The sequence below is a fragment of the Microbacterium natoriense genome (assembly GCF_030816295.1).
Classification (GTDB): Bacteria; Actinomycetota; Actinomycetes; order Actinomycetales; family Microbacteriaceae; genus Microbacterium; species Microbacterium natoriense_A.
Map to the genome: position 1 here is coordinate 391578 of NZ_JAUSXV010000001.1, position 21239 is coordinate 412816.

Consider the following 21239-nt stretch of genomic DNA (forward strand, 5'->3'; position numbering starts at 1 on the left):
TAACACGCTCCCTCGAGCGCCTGCCCTAGAGGATCCGCCAGCTGACGCCGTCGACCTCGAGATCGGCGTGCGCCCTGGCCTGCTCGATCTGCACAGCGTTGGCGCCGTCGACCTCGTGCGCCCAGGCGCGCGCGCCCTCATGTGAACGCCCGTGCCGCATGTGCCGATCGATCAGCCGAGCCTCGCGCTCCTCAGCAGAGGCGACGCAGAACCAGACGGCATCCAGGCGATCACGCACACGGTTCCACGGTTCAGCGGCCGCGAGCAGGTAGTTGCCCTCGACGACCACGGTCTGCACGTGCGGTCCGATGGCGATCTCACCCGCCACTCCCTCGTCGACGTGGCGGCGAAAGCTCGGCGCGTAGACGACATGGTCGGTCTCGGCGCGGACGCGGTCGAGGAGAGCGAGGAAACCCCAGCCGTCGAAGGTCTCGATGGCGCCCTTCCGATCGCGGATGCCGAGGGCGTCGAGCGTCGCGTTGGCGAGATGGAACCCGTCCATCGGCAGGTGGGCCGCCCTGCCGGGAGCTCGGGCCTCGAGACGCGCGACGAGCGCCGCGGCCAGCGTGGTCTTGCCCGCGCCGGGGCTCCCGGTCACGCCGACGAGGCGGCGGGATCCGTCGCCTCGGGGGATCCGGGCGAGGAGCGCATCGAGCGCGGCATCCGTCATGTCCGCCAGTCTCGCACCCTGGTCAGTCGCTCGCTTCCACCGCCCACCATCGACTGCCGATCACCTTCGGATCGGTGCCGACGCGCGAGATCGCTCGCTCGATGACCGCCACATGCTCGAGGTCGTCGACGGTGACCTCGGCTCGCACCTGCACTTCGGCGTGCTTGCCCGGCCGCACTCTCACAGAGCGCAGAGTGAGCTGGGGATGCGTGGCGGCCTGCAGCAGGAGCGCCCGCACACGCTGCTCGCTCTTCTCACTCGTCGTCGCCTCGAGCACGAAGTCCTGTGTGCTGACGACGTCTGCGCCGTCCTCGGACGATTCCCCCTGCACGCCATTGCGAAGCCGCCGGTTGAGGGCGGTGCTCAGGGGCCGGAGCAGCACATTGGTCGCCGCGACCAGCAGTCCGCCGCCGATGGCGAGCAGCGGCATCCCGGCTCCGGCGAGCGAGCCGACGGCCGCAGCACACCACAACGTCGCCGCGGTCGTGAGACCGCGGATGTTCAGCCCCTCCCTCAGAATGACGCCGGCTCCGAGGAACCCGATCCCCGAGACCACCTGGGCGGCGACCCGCGTGGGGTCTGCGGTCTCGCCCGGCAGCGCCTGTGCACCGAGGATGACGAAGAGCGCGGCGCCGAGCGAGACGAGCGCGTTCGTGCGCATGCCTGCGGTGCGCATGCGCCACTGCCGCTCGAGTCCGATGAGAGCGCCCAGCCCCGCCGCCAGGACGGCGGACAGGAGCAGGGCACCCGTGTCGAGAAGGCTCATCAGCCGGCGATGCGCTCGCGCAGGGCCTCGAAATCGTCGTCCGACAAGCCGCCGCCGCGAAGGTACTCGGCTGATCCGCCGCGCTCATCGATCCAAGCGAACGCGGCCTCGATCGCCTGCGGGGGCGTCGCGGTGACGAGGTCCGTGAGGGCGGGCACCAGCGGCATGCCCCAGCTCCTCGCGCGCTCCAGCATCCGCTCCGCCCACTCGCCGGCGAGATTCTCCTCGCTCTGCGCGTAGTCGGCCACCACGGCGGCTCGGTCCGCACCCGCTGCGTCGAGCAGGAGGGCCGTCGCAACGCCGGTGCGGTCCTTGCCGGCCGTGCAGTGCACGAGGACGGCGCCGTGATCGTCGGCGGGACGGGCGACGAGCCTGGCGACCTCCGCGAAGGATGCGGCGGCCGAACCAAGCATGCCGACGTAGAGCTCCGCCAGCGAGGGGATGCGGGAGAGCATCGCTCGCGCCGCCTCGCCGTCGAGATCTCCGAGGTCGCCGAGGTCTGCCGGTGAGGGCATCCCGGTCATCGATCCCTCGAGCAGCGGGATCCCGACCTCGACGAAGGAGCGCTCCGTGCCCAGCCTGTTGGGCGCCTCGACCCGCTCGAACTCGCTGCGGAAGTCGACGATCGTCCCGATCGGGCTCTCGCTCAGGGTGCGGATGCCGTCGTCGGTGATACCGCCGAGGGCGTCGGAGCGGTAGAGCACTCCCGCGCGGGTGACTCCTCCCGCGGCGAGCGGCGTTCCGCCCGTGTCTCTGGAGTTGTAGGTTCCGGCGATGATGGCGCTCACGCGACCTCCTCTTTCAGTGCGGCCGCGGCCGCGTCGGCCCGCCCCGCGTCGTACACGTCGCGGCGCAGCACCCGGCGCAGACCCGGCAGGGTCAGCAGCGAAGCGAGCACGGCGACCGCCGCGACGAGATACAGGGCGGTGTAGTTCTTGTCCCCTCCGGCGACGGGATCGCTGCCGCCGATCAGCACCACCAGCGGAGCGATCGCCGGTGCGATCGACTGCGGCAGGGTCTTGGCGACGTTGAAGATCCCGAGGTATTTGCCCTCCTCGCCGGCGGGCAGGGTGCGCATGGCGAGGGCGAGATCGACCGCGTAGTACGCGCCGAGCGCGAACCCGGCGAGCAGCGTGCTCACCCAGAACACCGAGAGGTCCTGAGTGAACGCCTTCAGCAGCAGCGAGAGCCCCATGAGCAGCGCGGAGCCGACGATGAACGGCCCGTAGTTCCCCCGGCGCGAGGCGAGGTAGCCGCACGCGAAGGCGGCGACGACGTTGAGTGCGGCTCCGGCGAGCGTGGCCGCGGAGGTCAGAGACGCCGCGGCGACCTGCTCCATGTTCAGCCTGATCATCAGGTAGAAGAGCCCGAACGTCGACACGACCGTGTACCCGAACTGCATGGTTGCACGCTGCACCCACACCAGGGTGAACATCGGCGCCTTGGCCGGGTTGAACAGGAAGGCGCGGAACACCTGACCGACCGAGCCGTGCTCGCCGTCGGACCGCTCGACCGGCGGGTCGGGGATGGCAAGACACACGACCACGACGATCACGACGGCGACGATCGGCATCGCGAGGACTACCACCGTGAGATTCGAGGCGAAGAGGGCGGCGACGAGCATGGCCGGCACCAGGCCGAGGAAGCCGATGGCGCCGAAGATCCCGGATGCCTTGGCGCGTTGCTCTTCGGGCACCTGGTCCGCGAGCAGCGCCGACAGCGAGGCCAGCGTGGCGTTGTAGGCCGCCTGCGACAGCACCCATGCGACCACGAGGACCGGGATGCTGGGCGCGACGGCGATGAGGGCGGCCGCGGCGACACCGCCGATCACCCCGCCGATGAGCCAGGGCCGTCGACGGCCGAAGCGACTACTCGTGCGGTCGGAGAGGTGTCCGAAGATCGGGTTGGCGACGAGGGCGGCGAGCGCGCCGAGGGCCGTGACGAGACCGAGCGCCCCCTCCTTCTCGGTCTCCGGCACGAGCTGGAGGACCTTCAGGGAGAGCGAGACGACGAGCGGGGTGACGAGCGCGCCGAGAGCGGCGAGCTCGATGAGCGCGAACAGGTAGATGCGCGACATCGGGACGCGTGTCTGCGGTGCGGGGGGAGTGGTGTGCATGGGGCCTTCCTCGGTCCGTGTGGTCCCTCATTGGACCAGCCGTGCCCTTCCCAGGGGTAAAGACTTAGTGACCACTAAGTTAATTCAGCCGACCATAGCGCGCGGATTCCATGGTCTGCAAGAGTTCATCGAAAATTGACTTAGTCGCCACTAGGTTTTGTGCTCTACTGGAGCGGCCACCTCTGACCGCAGCCGCCGAGCCGATGAAGGACCCCGACATGAACGACATCACGATCACCGCAGCGGAGACACGCATCGACGCGCTGCTCTCCACCATGACCCTCGAGGAGAAGGTCGGCAGCCTGCTCGTCGCGCGTATCGTGACCGGTGTCGACGGCGCCCTTTGGGAGGGCACGGAGGACGAGTCGCCCTTCGGGTTCGCGCCCACCAGCGAGCTGATCCGCGACCGCCACGTCACACATGTGACGCTGATGAATCCGGCCCCCGTGGCCGAGCTGGCGCGGTGGGGAGAGGAGATCCGGAAGATCGCCGTATCCACGAGACTCGGCATCCCGGTCTCCGTCGCCTCCGACCCCGTGCACGGTCGCAGCCGCAACCCCGACGTCGCGATGAGCGGCGGCGGCTTCACCCCGTTCCCCGAGCCGATCGCCCTGGCCGCGACGCACGACCCCGCCCTCGTGCGCAAGGCGGCGCGCATGATCGGCGAGGAGCTCAGGGCGGCCGGCATCCACATCGCCCTGCATCCGATGGCAGATCTCGCCACCGAACCGCGATGGGCTCGCGTCTCCGGAACCTTCGGCGAGGACCCCGATCTCGCCTCAGCCCTCGTGAGCGAGTACATCGAGGGCCTCCGCGAGTCGGGCGTCGCCGCCACCGTCAAGCACTTCCCCGGCGGCGGTCCGCAACGCGGCGGAGAGGACGCGCACTTCGAACGCGGAGCGCACACGATCTATCCGGGCGGTCGCTTCGACGACCATGTGCGTCCGTTCGCGGCCGCGATCGACGCGGGTGCGGCACGGGTCATGCCCGGTTACGCCGCTCCGCTCGGACTGGAGTACGACGAAGTCGGATTCGCCTTCGAACGGCGCCTCATCACCGGCCTCCTGCGCGAGAGGCTCGGCTTCGACGGTGTCGTCGTCACAGACTTCAACATCGTGCACGGAATGCGCCTGCCCCGCCTGGGTGTCGAGCTGCCCGTACGGGCGTGGGGAATGCTGGGTGCCGACCCCGTGCAGCGAGTCGTGCGACTGTTCGATGCCGGTGTCGACCAGTTCGGCGGCGAGGACGACCCGTCCCCCGTGCTCGAAGCGGTCGCCAGCGGCCTGGTGCCGGAGGAGCGCATCGACGAGTCGGTGCGGCGCGTCCTGCGCGAGAAGGAGCGACTCGGGCTGTTCGACGACGCGGCCGGTCGGGTTGTGTCCTCTTTAGACATCCGCGAGCACATCGCGATCCCCTCTCACCTGGCCGTGGGCGAGCGCGTGCAGCGGGCATCGATCGTGGCGTTGCAGGGCGAGCCGATCGCGCTCTCCACGACCACGCGCGTCTACCTCGAGGGGATGGATGCCGATGCCCTCTCCGGTCGCGCCATCGCCGTCACCGACCCGGCATCCGCCGATGTCGCCGTCCTCCGCCTCACAGCCCCTTTCGAGCAGCGCGACGGGATGCTCGAGCAGGGCTTCCACAGCGGCAGCCTGGAGTTCTCCGAGGAAGAGATCGCGCGAATCGCCGGCATCGCGGAGCAGACGCCCACCATCATCGACGTGTTCCTCGACCGGCCTGCAGTCCTGACCCCGCTCAGCGAGCTCGGGGTGACCCTCGTCGGCACTTTCGGCGTCGAAGACCGCGTCGTGCTCGATGCGATCACCGGCCGTGCCGCGACCACTGGCCGCCTGCCGTTCGATCTGCCGCGCTCGATGGCGGCGGTGGAGGCATCCCGGGAGGACGTGCCCTTCGACACGGCCGATCCGCTGTGGCGCTTCGGGCACGGACTCAGCTGGGCGCCGATCATCTCGTAGGGTTCTAGGGTGAGCAGCTCCGAGTCCTCGTCCGACGTCGACAAGCGCGTCGCCCGTGGCGACGCCCGACGCACGCGGATCCTCGCCGCCGCCACCACGGAGTTCGGGCGCAAGGGATACGAGAGCACCCGCATCGCCGACATCGCCAGGGCGGCGGGGGTGACGGATGCCGGGGTGCTGCACCACTTCGCCACGAAGCACGACCTGTTCATGGCCGTGGTCGAGCGCCGTGAAGAGGTCTACCAGACGATCACGCTGCCGACGGAGTCGGTGCGTTCGCTGTTCGACCAGTTCATCGCCGCCGTCCGCCTCGCGGCCGAGGAGCCCGAGCTGCTGCGGTTCCGCGTCATGCTCACCGGCGCATCGCGCATCGCTGGGCACCCGGTCGAAGGCAGGGCTCAGCGCACCCTCGAGGCCGCGCTCGACTCGCTCATCCCGCTCGTCGAGGAGCGCATCGCCGCCGGGGAGATCGCCGAGGGCACCGAACCGCAGCAGCTGATCCTCGAGCTCCTCGCCCTCAATGAGGGCATCCGGGATCAATGGTCGACGCTGCCGGATCGCATCGACTACGTCGCAGTCTTCACCGCCGCCGCGAACGGCCTGTACGAGCGCGTGCGCGTCCGCTGAGCCCCGGCGATACCATCGGAACATGGCCACCTCGATCGACGACATCTCCATCGGCGGCGAGATGATCCGCCTCGGACAGTTCCTCAAGTTCTCGGGCCTCATCGACACCGGCGGTGACGCCAAGGAAGCCATCATCGATGGCTACGTGAGCGTGAACGGTGAAGAGGAGCGTCGTCGCGGGCGCCAGCTGCACGATGGCGACCTCGTCTCGTTCGAAGGCCGCACGGCACGCGTCAGGCCCTGAACGCGATCCGGCCTGTCACTGCGCCGGCAGGCATCCGCCGTCCATGATGTACCCGCCGGCCTCGATGATCAGAGCGTCGGCCGACACCTCGCCGAAGATGCATCCGCCCTTCGGGCCGACCACGCCGAAGGCGACGCCGCGCCGACCGCCGATCGTCTGGGTGCTCATGAGGCCGGCCTCCGTCATGACCGCGACGACGGCGTCAGTCGAGATGTCGCCCGAGGTCCTCAGCGCGTCGAGAGCGGGCTGCACCTTCTCGATCGCCTCCTCGGCGGCGGCCCGGGTCTCGTCTGAGATGTCCATCCGCTGCCGATAGGTGTCGTTCTGCGCCATCGACTTTTCGGGGTCGTAGGGTGCGCACTCGGGAGGGAGTTCGACGCCCTCGACCAGCGGGCACGCGGCCGTCGGCGTCGGCGACGCAGAGGGTGGCGAACCCGCCTGCGGGCTCGCCGTCGCGCATCCGGCCAGCAGCAGCACCGTCGCACATGCGAGGGACGCGAACGCGCCCCTCGACCTATCCCCCCGGATGCCGATCATCCGCCCATGCAACCACACACGTCGCGGCGGGGGAAGGGTCAGCGCCCGGGCGGCCCCTCGAGAACGGTCGGAACGTACTCGAGCAGCTGCGTGCGCATGTCGAACGTACGCGCCTCGACCAGTTCGAGCGCAACATCGGGGTAGCCGTCGAAGATCCGCTCCTGACCGGTGGCGCCCGTGATCACTGGGAAGATCACGACCCGATACCGGTCGACGAGTCCTGCGGTCAGCAGCGACCGGCACAGCGATCGGCTGCCGATGGTGCTCAGCGGACGGTCGGACTCCTCCTTCAGCCGGCGCACCGCCTCCACGGCATCCGTCGCTATCAGTGTCGAGTTCTCCCACGCGAGCGGCGCCTCGAGAGACGACGAGAAGACGTATTTGCGGATGCCGTTCAGTACGTCGGTGCCCGGCTCGCCCTCGGCGACGAGCTCCGACATCACGCGGTAGGTGGTCGCGCCCATCAGCAGGGGCTGATCCTTCTCGGGCCGGGGTGTCGAGCCACTCGAGGTACCCCGGACTCTCCATGCCCCACCATCCGGGCCAGCCCACCGCCGAGCCGTAACCGTCGAGCGAGCAGATGAAGTCGACCGTCAAAGTCTGCATGTCGTCTCCTTCGATCCGGCCAGGTGGAACGACCCGAGCCGAGCGGATGCCGTCGCGCAGGAGTCTAGATCGGCGGGTCGACCCTCGAAACCCCCATCTGCGAACACGCTGGCGAAAGAACCTCGGCCCCTTGTCGAGAAGAGCTGCAACAGCGCCGAGGTCGCGTTCCTCAACCGGCGACTCGACGAGATGAGGGCCGCACCGTGACCGAGAAGCACTACCGTGGCGGTGTGGATGTTCCAGACCCGCTGCCCGACCACCCCGCCCCCGACAACCCGCAGGGCAAGCTCGTGCTGCTGCGCCACGGCGAGACCGAGTGGTCGCGGACCGGCCTGCACACGGGACGCACCGACATCCCGCTGACTCCGCACGGCGAAGAGCTGGCCCGCGCGGCGGGCCGGCTGGTACGCGGATACGACTTCGGGCTCATCCTGACCTCGCCGCTGCAGCGGGCGCGGCGCACGGCGGAGCTCGCGGGCCTCGACGCCGAGGTCGATCCGCTTCTCGTCGAATGGGACTACGGCGGGTACGAGGGCCGCACCACGGCAGACATCCGCGCGGAGCTCGGATACAACTGGACGGCCTTCAACCACGGAGTGATCCGCGGCGAGACGCCCGGTGAGACCGTCGAAGAGGTCGCCGCGCGCGCATCTCGGGTGCTGACCAGGGTGCTACCGGCGATGGCCGACGGCGACGTCGCCCTGATCGCGCACGGGCACTACCTGCGCATCCTCACCGCCGTGTTCCTGCGGGAGGCACCGCGGTTCGGCGCCCAGATCACCCTCGATGCCGGTTCGGTGTCGGTGCTCGGCTTCACCAGGGAGCAGCCGGCCATCCTCGCCTGGAACCACGGGCCCGAGCTGCCGCTGAAGCCCTCGGAGTCCTGACATCTCCTCTGTCGGCGGTGTCGGGCACGATGGTCGCATGGCTGACGGATACGACCCCGGGTTCCTCACGACCCCTCTCCCGCTCCCCCGTCCCGCGGACATCACACGCACGCTCGACTACCCCCGGTTCACGGTGCTGCTCGATCCCTCTCGGCGACTGGCGGCGGCGACCGGGGTGAACATCGAAGGCTCGACGCTGCGCGATCTTCCCCGTGCCGGCGAATGGCGCCTCGACCCGAGGATCGGCGACGACGAGCAGACCGGCCCCGCCGTGTACGCGCGCAACGATCTCGACCGCGGTCATCTCGTACGTCGCCGCGATCCCGGCTGGGGAGCGGTCGACGACGCCCGCGCTGCCATGGAGGCGACGTTCTTCTACCCGAACGCGGCTCCGCAGGCTGCAGGGTTCAACCAGTCGAAGGAGCTGTGGCTCGGCCTGGAAGACCATGTGCTCGCGTACGCCGAGGCGACGGATCAGCGCATCTCGGTCTTCACGGCGCCGGTGCTCGGCCCGGAAGACCCGCCTTATCGCGGCGTCCGCATCCCGTTGAGGTTCTGGAAGATCGCCGCCTGGCAGGGGGCCGAGGGGCTCGCGACCGCCGGTTTCCTCCTCGACCAGAGCGAGCTCATCGACACCCGTGACGACCTGCTCGCCGCTGCGCCGCTCGGCGCCTTCCGCACCTTTCAGGTGCCGGTCGCCGAGATCGCGCGTCTCACCGGGCTCGATCTCGGTCGGATGCCGGCGGGCGACGTGCTCGCGGAGAGCGCCGTGCGGGCGGGGGAATGGCAGATGCTGTCGTCGGTCGACGACATCGTGCTCTGAGTGCGTCGTCAGCGATCAGCGTCCACCGTCATCCGGACCGGGATCGGGCTCGCCCATCCGTCGATCGCTCGATGATCGTTCGGGCGACTCGCTCACGGCCGCGGTGACGGTGCTCGCGGTCTTCGCGCTCGAAGATCCCCGACGCGCGAGGAAGACCGCGTGGGCGATCTCGAGGGGAGGGATCATCGCAGCACGACGACGCCTTTGCCGCCTACGACGCCGGCTTCCATGTCGCGATGGGCCTGGACGATGTCGTCGAGTGCGTACGTGCGGCCCACGGGGACGGTTGCACGGCCGTCGGCGACCGCATCGAGGAACTGCTGAAGCGTGTCCGCTCCGAGGTCCGCGGCCTCTCCCGAATACGCGGTGAGACGGACGCCGTTCGGCAGCCAGTCCATCGGGTAGAACTCCTCGATGCTCCACCGGTTCGACAGCATCCCCGTGAAGCAGACCGTGCCGCCGGGTCGCACGGCACGCAGGGTGTCCCGCATGGCGTCGACCCCGACCAGCTCGATGGCGCCGTCGACTCCTCCGGGGAGCAGCCGACGAATCTGTGCCGCGACATCTCCGTCGTCGACGAGAACACGATCGACACCGACGCTCTCCAGCAGCGCACGGGCGGCTTCGCGGCGGGTGGTCGCGTACACGGTCATGCCATGGAGCTTGGCGAGGACCGCCGCCGCGAGCCCCACCGACGAGGTGCCTCCGCGGATCAGGATGCTGTCGCCGGGTTTCGCCTCGAGACCGATGTCGAGCGAGCCGTTGGCGGTCTGCAGCATCTCAGGAACCGCGCCCAGCACGTTCCACGGCAGGGAGCTGCGGAACGGGATCGTCTGCGCCGCGGGAACGACGACGTACTCCGCGTAGCCGCCATCGAACTCCCGCCCCATGCCGCCCATCATCGTGACGACCTGGGTGCCCCTGTCGAACTCGCCACCGGGAGCGTCTTCCACGATCCCCGCGGCTTCGATGCCAGGGATGCGCGGGAACGATCCCGAGTACGCCTGACCGTTCCGGAAGTGCAGTTCGGACTGGTTGAGCCCGAACGCGTGCACTTTGATGAGCACCTGCCCGGGAGCCGCCGCCGGAACAGGACGCTCGCGGATCTCAAGGACCTCCGGAGTGCCGGGTGCAGTGACGACGACCGCCCGCATAGTCGTGGTCATGCGAGCACCGCGCTGCGTGCGGCGACGGCTCGAGCGCCGATGCGCGTCAACGCCTCCGACAGCATCTCGATGCCCGATTCCTCCCCGAGGAGTTCCGCGATGACCTGCTGCGCCACCTGCTCAGCCGAGGCGCGAGCGTCTTCCCCGGATCGGGTGAGAGCGACCAGCGAGGAGCGCCGATCATCGGGATTCGGTCGGCGAACCGCCAGACCGTCGCGCTCGAGACGGTCGATGAACTTGCTGGCGGCGCCGACCGTGATCGACAGAGCATCGCTGACATCCTGCACCCGCACTGCTCCGTCGTGGCGGTGCACGGTCTGCAGTGCCATCAACGTGCCGAGACCCACGCGGTCAGACCGCAGGAGCTCGTGCTCGACCGCGTTCCATACGTCGGTCTCGACTCTGACGAGAAGCTCGAAGAAGTTCATGCTCATGAGAACTACATTACTCGTAAGAGTATTCCCAGGAACATAAATTCTGCGCCGTCTAGATCGAGGAGCGGCGCTCCACAGTCATCGCGCGCTCTTCACCTCGTCGTAGGCGCGGAGCGCCGCTCGACGGGTCTCCCGCAGGTCGACGATCGGCTCATCTCGGCTGTCTGCGGCCCAGCGGTCGATGTACCGACGCTGCGGATCGAACTTCTCGGCCTGGCGCACGGGGTTGAACACGCGGAAGTAGGGTGCGGCATCCGCGCCCGACCCCGCGACCCACTGCCAGTTGAAGGGGTTGCTCGCAGCATCCGCGTCGACCAGGGTGTCCCAGAACCACTGCTCGCCGATCCGCCAGTCGATGAGCAGGTTCTTCACGAGAAAGGAGGCGACGACCATGCGGACCCGGTTGTGCATGTGGCCGGTCTCCCACAGTTCGCGCATTCCGGCATCGACCAATGGCACCCCGGTGCGTCCGCGTCGCCAGGCACGCAGCGCGTCCTCGTCGAGACAAGGCCAGGGGAACCGGTCGAACTCCGGCCGAAGGTTGCGCGTGGCGAGGTCGGGGAAGCGGTCGAGGGTGTGCCAGGCGAACTCCCGCCAGCCGAGCTCCGTGAGGAACCTGCTTCCGCCCTCGGCCGCGACCGCCTCGTGCCACACGGTGAACGGGCTGAGCTCTCCCCAGCGCAGCCGCGGCGACAGCATCGACGTCGCCTCGAGGCCGGGTTCGTCACGAGCCCGGTCGTAGTCGGCGAGACCCGAGCGAACGAACCTCTGCAGCTGTCGGCGGGCGGCCGGCTCCCCCGGCTCCCACGTCTCCGCGAGACCTCCGGCCCAATCGGGCGCGTGCGGGCGCAGCTGCCAGTCGTCGAGGTCGTCGGACGGGACGCGCGCGCTTCCCGCCGCGGCCGAGGGAGGAGCCGGCAGCGGCGCACGCGGAGCCGGACGGTTCTGGCACGCACGCCAGAACGGGGTGAACACCGAATAGTGCCCTCCGCTTCCGGTCGTCACCGTCCAGGGCTCATGCAGCAGCGACGCGGCGAAGGAGGCGACCTGGTTCCCCTCCGACCGCAGCCGTCTCTTGATCTCCGCGTCGACCAGCCGTTCCGGCGCGCCGTAACGGCGGTTCCAGAAGATCGCGTCCGCCTCGGCCTGCGCGGCGACTTCGGGCACGATGCGCGTCGCTTGCCCTCTACGCAGCACCAGCGGGATGCCGAGATCGCGCAGCCCCCCGGCGAGAGATGCGAGCGAGTGGTGCAGCCACCATCGTGCGGCGCCGCCGAGCGGACGGATGCCCTCCGACTCCTCATCGAGGACGTACAGGGCGACGACCGCTCCACCTCTCGCCGCCGCGGCCGAGAGAGCAGGATTGTCGGTCACGCGCAGGTCGTCGCGGAACCACACCAGACTCGCCCGGGTCATGGACGACCGCTCCGCGTCATGGCGCGACCCCTGCAGCCGCGGGCTTGAACCCGGCCCTGACGTTCTCGCAGCATCCGGGTCGGCACACGTCGAACCATGGTCCGAGCGGCGTCACCGCCGGGCGCTCTGCAGGATCCACCGCGGCGATGCGCTCTTCGATGAGGTCGACGATGCCGGCCACGAACACGCGGTCGGCTCCGGGAGTCGCGGCGCGGACAGCCTGGATGCCTGCGGACGCAGCCGCCTCGAGCGCCTCGGTGTCCAGATCCCACAGCACTTCCATGTGGTCGCTCACGAACCCGATCGGCGAGATCGCGATGGCCGTGACGCCTTCGGCAGGCAGCTCTCCGATGCGGTCGCAGATGTCGGGCTCGAGCCACGGCTGTGACGCCGGGCCCGAGCGCGACTGGTACACCAGTTCCCAGCCGATGCCGTCGAGCCGCGCATCCCGACGGACCACCCGCTCCACGACGGCGGCCGCGACGGCGAGATGCTGCGCCTCGTAGGCCCCACCGGGTCCGTAGTCCCGATCGCGCGGCCCAGAGCGCTGCGCGTCTGCGGTGGGGATCGAGTGGGTGGTGAACAGCACGCGGATCGCGCCGGCATCCGCCCCCTCCTCCAGGAACCCGCCGAGCGCCGCCGCGATGCTGTCGACGAAGGAGTCCACGAAGCCGGGGTGATCGAAGAACTGGCGGATCTTGTCGATCGTGACCGTGCCGCCGAGCTGCGTCTCGTCGAGTGCTCGCGCGAAGTCCTCGCGGTACTGCCTGCAGCTCGAGAACGAGCTGTAGGCGCTCGTCGCGAAGGCGAGCAGCCGCGTGCAGCCGTCGTCCGCCGCCTGCTGCACGGCGTCAGGCAGGTACGGCGCCCAGTTGCGGTTTCCCCAGTAGACGGGCAGGTCGAGTCCGCGTGCGGCGATCTCGGCCTCGAGTGCAGCTTTCAGCTGCCGGTTCTGCTCGTTGATCGGGCTGATGCCGCCGAAGTGACGGTAGTGGTGCGCGACCTCCTCCAACCGCTCGTCGGGGATGCCGCGTCCTCGCGTCACGTTGCGCAGGAACGGAATGACGTCATCCTGCCCCTCCGGACCACCGAACCCCGCCAACAGAATCGCGTCATAGCGCTGCGGCGCGACGGCGAACGGCTCTCCGGCTGCGCAGGCCGGCGAGGCGTGGGGAACGGACGATGCAGATGTCATGATGACCTCCAGGTTTCGAGTTCAGTCGGCGCGGATGACGGACCAGATGAGCAGCATGGTGACGAGGAAGCCGCACAGGTAGTTGATCCAGAGGAAGTGCCGCCAGCCGCGGTTCGCGGCACCGGACTCCACGTCGCTCACGCGGGCGAACGGTGCAGCTGCGCACAGATACGGGATCGCGAGCGCGGCGGCCCACGCGGCAGGGTCACCGGCGGTGAGCATGAGCAGTGCGGCGAGGCTCCACAGCGACATCGCCAGGCGCACCGTGCGAGCGGCGCCGAGGACGGTCGCGATGGACGCGATTCCTCCTTCGCGATCGGGAATCACGTCCTGCACGGCGCCGAAAGCGTGGCTCGCCATCCCCCAGAGGAAGAAGGCGATCAGGATCGTTCCCGATCGAAGATCGGGAACTCCGCCGGCGAGCAGGATGCCGTACAGAGCGGGGCTGACGAAGTGCACGCTCGATGTCACCGAGTCGAGGACCGGCACCTCCTTGAACCGGAACGGCGGTGCCGAGTAGGCCACCACGGCGAAGAGACTCACCGCCAGCACGGGCCAGGAGATCGCGGGTCCCAGCACCACGAGTGCGATCACGAACGGAAGACAGATGCAGAAGGCCGTGATCAGCACGATGCGATGACGACGAGGGTTGAGCAGTGCGCCCTCGACGCCGCCCTTGCGGGGGTTCGCGAGATCGGAGGCGTAGTCGAACACGTCGTTCACGCCGTACATCGCGAAGTTGTACGGGATCAGGAAGAAGATCGTCCCGATCACGAGCGCCGCATCGATCTCGCCCGCGACGAGCAGGTACGCAGCCGCGAACGGGAAGGCCGTGTTGATCCAGCTCAGCGGCCGGGAGGCGGTGAGCAGCTCAGCGATCATCGCGGCTCCGCAGTCTCGTCCAGAGCGCAGGCAGCAGGATGACGGCGGCCAGCGGATAGGCGAAGTCTTCTATCGGCGCCAACCCGATCCGCGGACCGAGGATCAGCGGATCCGCGTAGGTGAAGAGCCCGGCGGCGATCATGACGGTGTCGAACACCGCGGTGAGGATCAGCAGGACGAGAGCGCCGAGCGCCAGCGGGCCGGCGCTCACGCGACGGACGCCGCGGCCGAACACCGCGGCGAGGACCACCGCGAGCACCAGGAACACGCCCGCGAGCAGGAGGTACGTCATCCGCGCCTCCTCGGTCCCGGCCGACGAGATGCGGCGCGGCGCAACAGGCGTTCTGCACCGAGCACCAGCACCATGGTGACCTCGCACAGGAACAGCAGGAAAACGGGCTCTTCGATCGGAAGCTCGGGGGCGATCATGACGCCGGTGAGATAGGGCCCGTCGCCGCGCGCGAAGATGCCGAGTCCGATGCCGACGAGATCCCAGACGAGGAAGAACACGAGCCCCGCGGCGAGCACCAGGAGCGCCTGTCGCCACGAACGACCGAGGAAGAGCCGGAACCGCAGGTCGACCGCGACCACGCACGCGGATGCGGCGAGGAGGCAGAGCAGGTAGATCGTGCTCATGACGGCACCGCCAGGGGACCCGACGAACGGTCGCCCCGCACGCGCTTGAGCACGAGCTCCGCGCTGATCAGGCACATCGGGAGCCCCACCCCCGGGATCGTCGTCGCGCCGGCGAGCAGCAGCCCCTCGACCCCGCGGGCCTTGGTGCTGCCGCGGAAGAATGCGCTCTGCCGCAGAGTGTGCGCCGGGCCGATCGCGCCACCGCGCCATGAGCCGTACTCGCGCTCGAAGTCGGCGGGTCCGATGGTGCGCCTCACCGTGACCCGCTCGGCGAGGTCGGGTACGCCCGCCCACGACGAGACCTGGCCGATCGCGGCGTCCGCGATCCGCTCCACCTCCGCCGCACCCTCGCCGTCTTCTCCGCCGGCGCCGATCGTCGTGTCGGCGGGCACAGGGATCAGCACGAAGAGGTTCTCGTGCCCCTGGGGCGCGACCGATGCGTCTGTCGCACTAGGGCGGCAGACGTACAGCGAGGCGGGATCGGGGATCCGCGGGTCGGCCCCGTAGATCGCGTCGAACCCCTCTTCCCAGTCCTCGGCGAAGAACAGCGTGTGATGTGCGAGCTCGGGGAGCTCGCCTCTGACGCCGAGCAACGCCAGGACCGCGCCGGGCCCAGGGTCGCGGCGCTTCCACCAGCGGATGCTGTGACGCCGATGCCGCGGTTCGAGCAGCTGCTGCTCGGTGACGTGCAGGTCGGCCGTCGAGACGACCCGGTCTGCGGTGAAGACACGTCGCGTGCCATCCGGCGACAGGGCGTCGACCCCGCGCACGCGCCTCCCCTCGACGATGATGCGGGTGACGCGGTGCCCCGTGAGGACCTTCACGCCCTTCTGCTCGGCGAGCCGGGCGATCGCGTCGATCACCGCTCCGAATCCACCCCGCGGGTACAGGACCCCCTGATCGACGTCGAGGTGGCTCATCAGGTGATACATGCTCGGCGCCGCCGCCGGTGAGGTGCCGAGGAACACCGAGAGGTACCCCAGCACCTGCTGCACGCGGCGCGAACCGGAGTGGGCGGCGATGAAGCGGTCGAGCGGTTGCCCCAGCAGGCGCAGCAGGGTCGGCAGGCGTCGTAGCGTCTCCCGATCGGCGACACCGCCGAGGGTCTCGAAGTTCGTGTAGAGGAACCGCCTGGTCGCGATGTCGTAGGTCTCGGCGGCGGAGTCGAAGTACGTCCGCAGCGGAGCAGCGGATGCCGGGTCCAGCCCGATGATCGCCTCTCTGGCGTTCTGCGCCGGGAGGTCGAAGGGTTCGGCGTCGCCTTCGAAGTACACGCGGTAGCCGGGGTCTAGACGCACCAGGTCGAGCTGCTCGGCCGCCGAGGTCCCCAGCATCCGGAAGAAGTGATCGAACACCTCGGGCATCAGGTACCACGACGGACCGGTGTCGAACGTGAAGCCGTCCTTCCGCCAGGTGCCCGCTCGACCGCCGAGCTCGTCGCGCGCCTCGAGAAGCGTGACATCGTGACCGTCCTGCGCGAGGAGCGCGGCCGTGGCGAGGCCCGAGATCCCGCCGCCGACGACCACGATCGTCTCACCTGTCATCGGCCGCTCCGGCCGACGAGGGCGCACAGGAGAACCCAGGCTTTGACAGACGCCGGCACGGTGATCCGATGCCGGCTGATCTCCGCGGCAGGCGTGGCCGAGAGCCGCTCGTTCAGCTTCTCGAACAGTCCGGCGGCAGCGCTGGTCGCCCGCCGTGCTCGGGGCGGCAAGGCGCTGATGGCACGCCGCGCGACGGCGAGATCGGCCGCGATGTCCGCCACCACCGCATCCTTCTGCTCCTCGCCGAACCTCTCCGGCCCCACCCCGGGGAGATAGCTGCGCCCCAGACGATCCCGATCGTCGGCGAGGTCCCGCAGGAAGTTGACCTTCTGGAACGCGGCGCCCAGCCGCCGCGCCCCCTCTTCCGTCTCGTCGCTGATCTCGTCGCCGGGGCGCTCCTGTATGAAGACCCGCAGACACATCGAACCCACCACCTCGGCCGAACCGTGGATGTAGCGGCGATACGCCGCATCGTCGAAGACGGCGGGAGGGGCGATATCCGTGCGCATCGAGTCGAAGAAGTCCGTCACCAGCGCGGGCGCGATGCCGGCTTCGCGAGCCGTGACGGCGAAGGCGTGGACGACGAGGTTCGCGCTGAAGCCTCGGCGCATGGCGGCGAGGGTCTCGGCTTCGAGGGCGTCGAGCACGGTCCTCGTCTCACCGGCATCCATCCCCGCCTCTGCCGCCGGCCCGTCGACGATCTCGTCGGCCACGCGCACGAGCGCGTACACGTCGGCGATGCCCGCGCGCACCCGCCTGGTCAGCAGCCGGCTGGCCAGCCCGAACGAGGTCGAGTAGGCGCCGATGACCCGGGCCGACGAGGTCCGTGCGGTTCTCGTGTACAGCGCGAGCCCCGTGGCGGTCACGACTCGCGCTCCGCGCATCGCCGCACGAGCGGAACCACGCTCGGCCTTCAGCTGCTCCGGCAGCCCCGACTGCTCGATGCGCTCGCAGGTCTTCTCGCACTGTCGCGACAGGTGCAGTTCGACGCGCGCTCGCGCGCCGCTCTCGGTGAGGGCGCGTCGCAGCCGGTCGGCGGCATCCGCATCGAGCGACCGGCGGCCGAAGAGGTGACGCGCGTCCTTCCACGGCTCGCTGCCCTCGGCGTAGGCGATCAGAAGGGTCTGCTTGCCCTCGCGCAGGTCTCCGTCGATCGGCTTGCCGAGTGCTGCAGCCGAGCCGAAGACGCCAAGCAGGTCATCGCGCAGTTGATAGACGAAGCCGAGCATCGTGCCGATCTCGGCGAGCTCGGTCTCGGCCTGCGCACCGGCTCCCGCAAGCAGCGCACCCGCTCGCAGCGGCGCCGAGAACGAGTAGACGGCCGTCTTGTCGTGCATCATGCCCGTGATCTCGGGGATCGTGACGTCCACTGCGCCGAGGGCGAGGCCGACATCGGCGAGTTCACCCGCCGCGGTCGAGAACAGGCATTGGTCGATGAGCTCGTGCAGGGCAGTCCGGGCCTCCGACGGGATACTCGCGATCACGGAGTGCGCGGCGCTGATGAGCAGATCACCGGCGAGAACCCCTGACGCGTCGCCCCAGGCCGTCGCGGCGTCAGGGGCGAGGCCTCGATCGAGCGCATCGCCGACGAAGGCGCCCTGAAGATTCGGGCGTCCTCGCCGCACGAGGTCCCCGTCGAGGACGTCGTCGTGCAGGAGGAATGCGGTGTGCAGCAGTTCGAAGGCGAGGGACGCCGCCACCGCGTCGTCGTGCGCGTCGCCCCCGAGGGCGTTGTGCGCGAGGAGGAGCAGCCGAGGCCGGATCCGCTTTCCCCCGCTGCACGCCAGGCCGATGCGCTCCCAGAGGCGTCGGTAGGAGGGACCGGCAGTGGATGCTCGCGAGATGCGCTCGGCCAGAAACCCGTCGAGCGCGGCGTCCACCGCGGCGAGCGCCTGCCGTTCGTCGGTGATCACCTCTGCCGCTCCATCAGGGGAAGGGCGCCGGGGATGCCGGACATCTGCTCGAGCTGCTCCACGAGCCACGGGCTGAACGCCCACGGCGCGAGCCGTGCCGACTCGACCAGGGCTTCGGGTTCGACCCATCGCGCATCCATCGCCTCGTCGGGGTTGCAGACCGGGTCGCCGACGGCGGTGGCGACGTACACCGGGCAGATCTCGTTCTCGACGATTCCCGAGACGTCGACCGCGCGGTAACGGAAGTCGGGCAGCACGAGTCTGACGTCGCGCAGCGTGACGCCCAGTTCGTCGCCCGCACGGCGGTCCACCGCATCCGGAACGGGCTCGAACGGCTGCGGGTGACCGCAGAAGGCGTTGGTCCAGGTGCCCGGCCACGTCTTCTTGCCCAGAGCGCGCCTGGTCACGAGAACGCGCCGTCCGTCTTCGTGGACGAGGTGGCACGAGAACGCGAGGTGGAGCGGGGTATCGGAGTGGTGCACCTCCGATTTCAGGGCGGCGCCGATGCCGCTGCCGTCATCGCTCAACAGCACGACTCGCTCTTGGCTGGTCATCCCGCACCTCTCGATCAAAGTGTTTCACCAAGTTAATAGTATTCTTGGCGTACTTTCAAACCGGATTAGGATCGAGTCATGCGCAAGCCCGCCGAGGACGCGGCCCCTCCGGCCATGTCTCTCGTCGACCCCCGGGTGATGGACCCCGATCACGAACTGGTCAGCAGAGACCACCTGTCAGCGGGCGAGATCGACGAGATCGTCGCCGTGCTGGAGGCGATGAGCCTCTGGCGAGAGCGAGAGAGGGCGATGAGCGACGAGGCGCGGCGGTACATGCGCCTCGGCGACACCGACATGAGGGCGCTGCGGTTCCTCATCGCCGCTCAGCGCCATGGCGTCGTCGCCACCCCGGGGTCGATCGCGGCGCACCTGGGCATCTCCCCCGCCGCCGCCACGAAGCTCGTCGACCGACTCGAGGCCGGAGGTCACATCCGCCGCATCGCGGACACGGGTGATCGTCGGCGCACGTCGATCGAGGTCACCGAGTCGACGAAGGCGTCGGCGAGAGCATCCGTCGGCCGCAGTCATGCCCGACGCTTCGACGCCGTCGCCGGCCTCTCACCGGACGATCGCCGTGCCGTGCTCCGATTCTTCGACGCCCTCGTGAGCTCGTCGACGTGGACGGAGCCCGACGAGGCCGCGCACCTGTGACGACGCTCACTTCCCGTCGGCCTCTGCTGCGGCCGTGATGCGCGCCGCCATCCCCGCGAAGATGAGCCCGTGGAACGGCAGCACCGCCAACCAGTACAACCGCCCGCTCAGCCCCTTCGGGAAGAACACCGCCCGCTGCTCGTAACGAGCGGCGTCACCATCGCGAACGGCACGCAGCTCAAGCCACGCCTCCCCGGGCACTCGCATCTCCGCCCGCAGGCGCAGCAGGGATCCGGCATTCGTCACGTCGACGGCCTCGACGCGCCAGAAGTCGATCGCGTCACCCACGCGGACCCTCGTGCGGTTGCGTCGACCGCGCGTGAGCCCCACGCCTCCCATGACCCGATCCATCCATCCCCTCGTCGCCCAAAGCAGCGGCGACGAGTACCAGCCGTTCGCGCCGCCGATCCCGAGTATCACCGCCCACAGCCGTTCGACCGACGCGGATGTCTCGAGCTCTCGCCGATCGGTGAAGACCGCACGCCCCGCCCAGTCAGGATCGCTCGGCAGAGGATCGCTGGGCGCACCCGACACCTCGGCGTCCTGCCAGCTCGTCTCGACCATGTCGGCGTCGAGACGCCCCAGCGCCAGACGCACAGCACGGCGATAGGGCGTCAGCCCTTCGTCGGGTGGCGGGATGAGAGCATCGATGTCATCGCTCTTCACGACGCATTCGTTCTGCAGGGAGGCCACGAGAGGCCGGGCGATCGCGTGGGGAACGGGTGTGACCAGGCCCACCCACAGCGATGCGAGGCGAGGCGTGAGCACCGGCAGAGGGGCGATCGCACGTTGCGGAAGATTCGCCTCGACGGCGTATCCGTTCATCATCTGCCCGTACCTGAGGATGTCCGGGCCGCCGATGTCGACGGTGCGGTTGACGCCGGACGGTACGCGAGCGGCGCCCAGCAGATAGTGCAGCACGTCGCGCACGGCGATGGGCTGGATGCGATTGCGCACCCACTTCGGCGCCGGCATGTAGGGCAGGACCTCGGTGAGATGCCTGATCATCTCGAACGAGGCCGACCCCGACCCGATCACCACGCCCGCCTGCAGCACGAGTGCGGGAACGCCGGAGCTCAGCAGGGTCTCTCCCACCTCGACGCGCGATCGCAGATGCGGAGAGAGCTCGACCTCGTCGGGATGCAGTCCGCCCAGGTAGACGATCCGCCGCACTCCGTGCGTCTTCGCTGCACGGGCGACGACGCCCGCGGTCCGCCGATCGGTCTCTTCGAAGTCCTTGCCCGCTCCCATCGAGTGGATGAGGAAGTAGATCAGGTCGACATCGCGCACGGCACGGCCGACGGCCTCTGCGTCACCCGCATCGCCCTCGACGATCTCGCAGTCGTCACCCCAGGGTGAGGAGGCGACGCGAGCAGGATCCCGCGCCAGCACACGAACCCGGTACCCCGCGTCGATCAGCCGCGGTGTCAGCCGCCCTCCGATGTAGCCGGTCGCTCCGAGTACGAGCGCCCGGGGCGCAGTGCCGTCTTCGCGGGGCACGGCGCGCAGCGCCTCTTCGCGCCCGGTCGGATACGTGAGTTCGGTCATGGGCCGAGCGTAGGCCGCGGTCACGCTCTCCGACACGGTGTTGACACG

At 69.3% G+C, this 21239-nt stretch carries 23 protein-coding genes and 1 pseudogene; 6 read left to right on the forward strand and 18 right to left on the reverse strand.

Annotated elements, in window-relative coordinates; genetic code table 11:
- Positions 1-25: 25 nt before the first annotated feature.
- From QFZ53_RS01885 to QFZ53_RS01900, 4 genes are read right to left on the reverse strand one after another with little or no spacing between them, the layout of a single operon-like run.
- On the reverse strand, positions 26-670 hold the full coding sequence (locus tag QFZ53_RS01885; RefSeq protein ID WP_307292910.1) for a nucleoside/nucleotide kinase family protein: 645 nt from the start codon (positions 668-670) through the stop codon (positions 26-28).
- Positions 671-692: 22 nt separating this feature from the next.
- The gene (locus tag QFZ53_RS01890; RefSeq protein WP_307292912.1) at positions 693-1436 is read right to left on the reverse strand and encodes an MgtC/SapB family protein; all 744 of its coding nucleotides are present in this window, start codon (positions 1434-1436) and stop codon (positions 693-695) included.
- A complete protein-coding gene (locus QFZ53_RS01895; protein WP_307292915.1) occupies positions 1436-2224 on the reverse strand; it encodes a tyrosine-protein phosphatase in 789 nt (262 codons plus the stop codon). Before QFZ53_RS01895 ends, QFZ53_RS01890 begins: the two co-directional genes overlap by 1 nt.
- Positions 2221-3552: an MFS transporter gene (locus QFZ53_RS01900; protein WP_307292916.1), complete on the reverse strand. Its 1332-nt coding sequence runs from the start codon at positions 3550-3552 to the stop codon at positions 2221-2223. The genes QFZ53_RS01895 and QFZ53_RS01900 overlap by 4 nt, the downstream gene beginning before the upstream one ends.
- Positions 3553-3770: 218 nt before the next feature.
- Here QFZ53_RS01900 and QFZ53_RS01905 point away from each other — a divergent pair, with 218 nt between their 5' ends.
- Genes QFZ53_RS01905 through QFZ53_RS01915 form a run of 3 tightly spaced genes read left to right on the forward strand, consistent with a single transcriptional unit; the run spans position 3771 to position 6399 of the window.
- Positions 3771-5528 (forward strand): glycoside hydrolase family 3 protein, encoded by a 1758-nt coding sequence (locus QFZ53_RS01905; protein WP_307292919.1) that lies wholly within the window; start codon positions 3771-3773, stop codon positions 5526-5528.
- A 9-nt stretch (positions 5529-5537) separates the two neighbouring features.
- Positions 5538-6155, forward strand: coding sequence for a TetR/AcrR family transcriptional regulator (locus tag QFZ53_RS01910; protein WP_307292922.1), 618 nt, complete (start codon positions 5538-5540; stop codon positions 6153-6155).
- Positions 6156-6177: 22 nt separating this feature from the next.
- Positions 6178-6399, forward strand: a complete 222-nt coding sequence (locus QFZ53_RS01915) for an RNA-binding S4 domain-containing protein (protein ID WP_292905202.1) — start codon at positions 6178-6180, stop codon at positions 6397-6399.
- A 15-nt stretch (positions 6400-6414) separates the two neighbouring features.
- Here the strand turns inward: QFZ53_RS01915 and QFZ53_RS01920 are convergent, their stop codons facing one another.
- Together QFZ53_RS01920 and QFZ53_RS01925 are read right to left on the reverse strand one after the other, a co-directional pair.
- Positions 6415-6936, reverse strand: a complete 522-nt coding sequence (locus QFZ53_RS01920) for a hypothetical protein (protein WP_307292927.1) — start codon at positions 6934-6936, stop codon at positions 6415-6417.
- Between the two features lie 38 nt (positions 6937-6974).
- Positions 6975-7542: pseudogene (locus QFZ53_RS01925) on the reverse strand (dihydrofolate reductase family protein).
- Between the two features lie 203 nt (positions 7543-7745).
- Between QFZ53_RS01925 and QFZ53_RS01930 the strand changes: the two are divergent.
- Both QFZ53_RS01930 and QFZ53_RS01935 read left to right on the forward strand, forming a co-directional pair.
- On the forward strand, positions 7746-8429 hold the full coding sequence (locus QFZ53_RS01930) for a histidine phosphatase family protein (protein ID WP_307292929.1): 684 nt from the start codon (positions 7746-7748) through the stop codon (positions 8427-8429).
- A gap of 37 nt (positions 8430-8466) precedes the next feature.
- Positions 8467-9252 carry a DNA/RNA non-specific endonuclease gene (locus QFZ53_RS01935; protein WP_307292932.1) on the forward strand — a complete coding sequence of 262 codons (786 nt, stop codon included), beginning with the start codon at positions 8467-8469 and terminating at the stop codon, positions 9250-9252.
- Between the two features lie 15 nt (positions 9253-9267).
- Here QFZ53_RS01935 and QFZ53_RS01940 read toward each other — a convergent pair whose 3' ends face one another.
- From QFZ53_RS01940 to idi, 11 genes are all read right to left on the reverse strand, one after another.
- The gene (locus QFZ53_RS01940) at positions 9268-9438 is read right to left on the reverse strand and encodes a hypothetical protein (protein WP_292904510.1); all 171 of its coding nucleotides are present in this window, start codon (positions 9436-9438) and stop codon (positions 9268-9270) included.
- Positions 9435-10418, reverse strand: a complete 984-nt coding sequence (locus QFZ53_RS01945) for a zinc-binding dehydrogenase (RefSeq protein WP_307292938.1) — start codon at positions 10416-10418, stop codon at positions 9435-9437. Before QFZ53_RS01945 ends, QFZ53_RS01940 begins: the two co-directional genes overlap by 4 nt.
- Positions 10415-10852 (reverse strand): MarR family winged helix-turn-helix transcriptional regulator, encoded by a 438-nt coding sequence (locus tag QFZ53_RS01950; protein ID WP_307292941.1) that lies wholly within the window; start codon positions 10850-10852, stop codon positions 10415-10417. The genes QFZ53_RS01945 and QFZ53_RS01950 overlap by 4 nt, the downstream gene beginning before the upstream one ends.
- 78 nt (positions 10853-10930) lie before the next feature.
- Entirely contained in the window at positions 10931-12268 is a 1338-nt protein-coding gene (locus tag QFZ53_RS01955) for a cryptochrome/photolyase family protein (protein WP_307292944.1), read from the reverse strand.
- 16 nt (positions 12269-12284) lie between these two features.
- Positions 12285-13463 (reverse strand): ferrochelatase, encoded by a 1179-nt coding sequence (locus QFZ53_RS01960; RefSeq protein WP_307292946.1) that lies wholly within the window; start codon positions 13461-13463, stop codon positions 12285-12287.
- A 21-nt stretch (positions 13464-13484) separates the two neighbouring features.
- Positions 13485-14345 carry a prenyltransferase gene (locus tag QFZ53_RS01965; RefSeq protein WP_307292949.1) on the reverse strand — a complete coding sequence of 287 codons (861 nt, stop codon included), beginning with the start codon at positions 14343-14345 and terminating at the stop codon, positions 13485-13487.
- Entirely contained in the window at positions 14335-14637 is a 303-nt protein-coding gene (locus QFZ53_RS01970; protein WP_307292952.1) for a lycopene cyclase domain-containing protein, read from the reverse strand. The genes QFZ53_RS01965 and QFZ53_RS01970 overlap by 11 nt, the downstream gene beginning before the upstream one ends.
- Positions 14634-14981, reverse strand: coding sequence for a lycopene cyclase domain-containing protein (locus QFZ53_RS01975; RefSeq protein ID WP_307292955.1), 348 nt, complete (start codon positions 14979-14981; stop codon positions 14634-14636). The genes QFZ53_RS01970 and QFZ53_RS01975 overlap by 4 nt, the downstream gene beginning before the upstream one ends.
- A complete protein-coding gene (gene crtI / locus QFZ53_RS01980; protein WP_307292957.1) occupies positions 14978-16525 on the reverse strand; it encodes a phytoene desaturase family protein in 1548 nt (515 codons plus the stop codon). Before crtI ends, QFZ53_RS01975 begins: the two co-directional genes overlap by 4 nt.
- Positions 16522-18438 (reverse strand): polyprenyl synthetase family protein, encoded by a 1917-nt coding sequence (locus tag QFZ53_RS01985; protein ID WP_307292959.1) that lies wholly within the window; start codon positions 18436-18438, stop codon positions 16522-16524. Before QFZ53_RS01985 ends, crtI begins: the two co-directional genes overlap by 4 nt.
- Positions 18435-18992 (reverse strand): isopentenyl-diphosphate Delta-isomerase, encoded by a 558-nt coding sequence (gene idi, locus QFZ53_RS01990; protein WP_292904490.1) that lies wholly within the window; start codon positions 18990-18992, stop codon positions 18435-18437. The genes QFZ53_RS01985 and idi overlap by 4 nt, the downstream gene beginning before the upstream one ends.
- Before the next feature lie 78 nt (positions 18993-19070).
- On the opposite strand from idi, the gene QFZ53_RS01995 reads away from it, so the two are divergent.
- Complete coding sequence (locus QFZ53_RS01995) at positions 19071-19643, forward strand: MarR family winged helix-turn-helix transcriptional regulator (protein WP_307292962.1); 573 nt, start codon at positions 19071-19073, stop codon at positions 19641-19643.
- A 6-nt stretch (positions 19644-19649) separates the two neighbouring features.
- On the opposite strand, the gene QFZ53_RS02000 is transcribed toward QFZ53_RS01995, so the two are convergent.
- Complete coding sequence (locus QFZ53_RS02000; protein WP_307292964.1) at positions 19650-21191, reverse strand: SDR family oxidoreductase; 1542 nt, start codon at positions 21189-21191, stop codon at positions 19650-19652.
- Positions 21192-21239 lie beyond the last annotated feature (48 nt).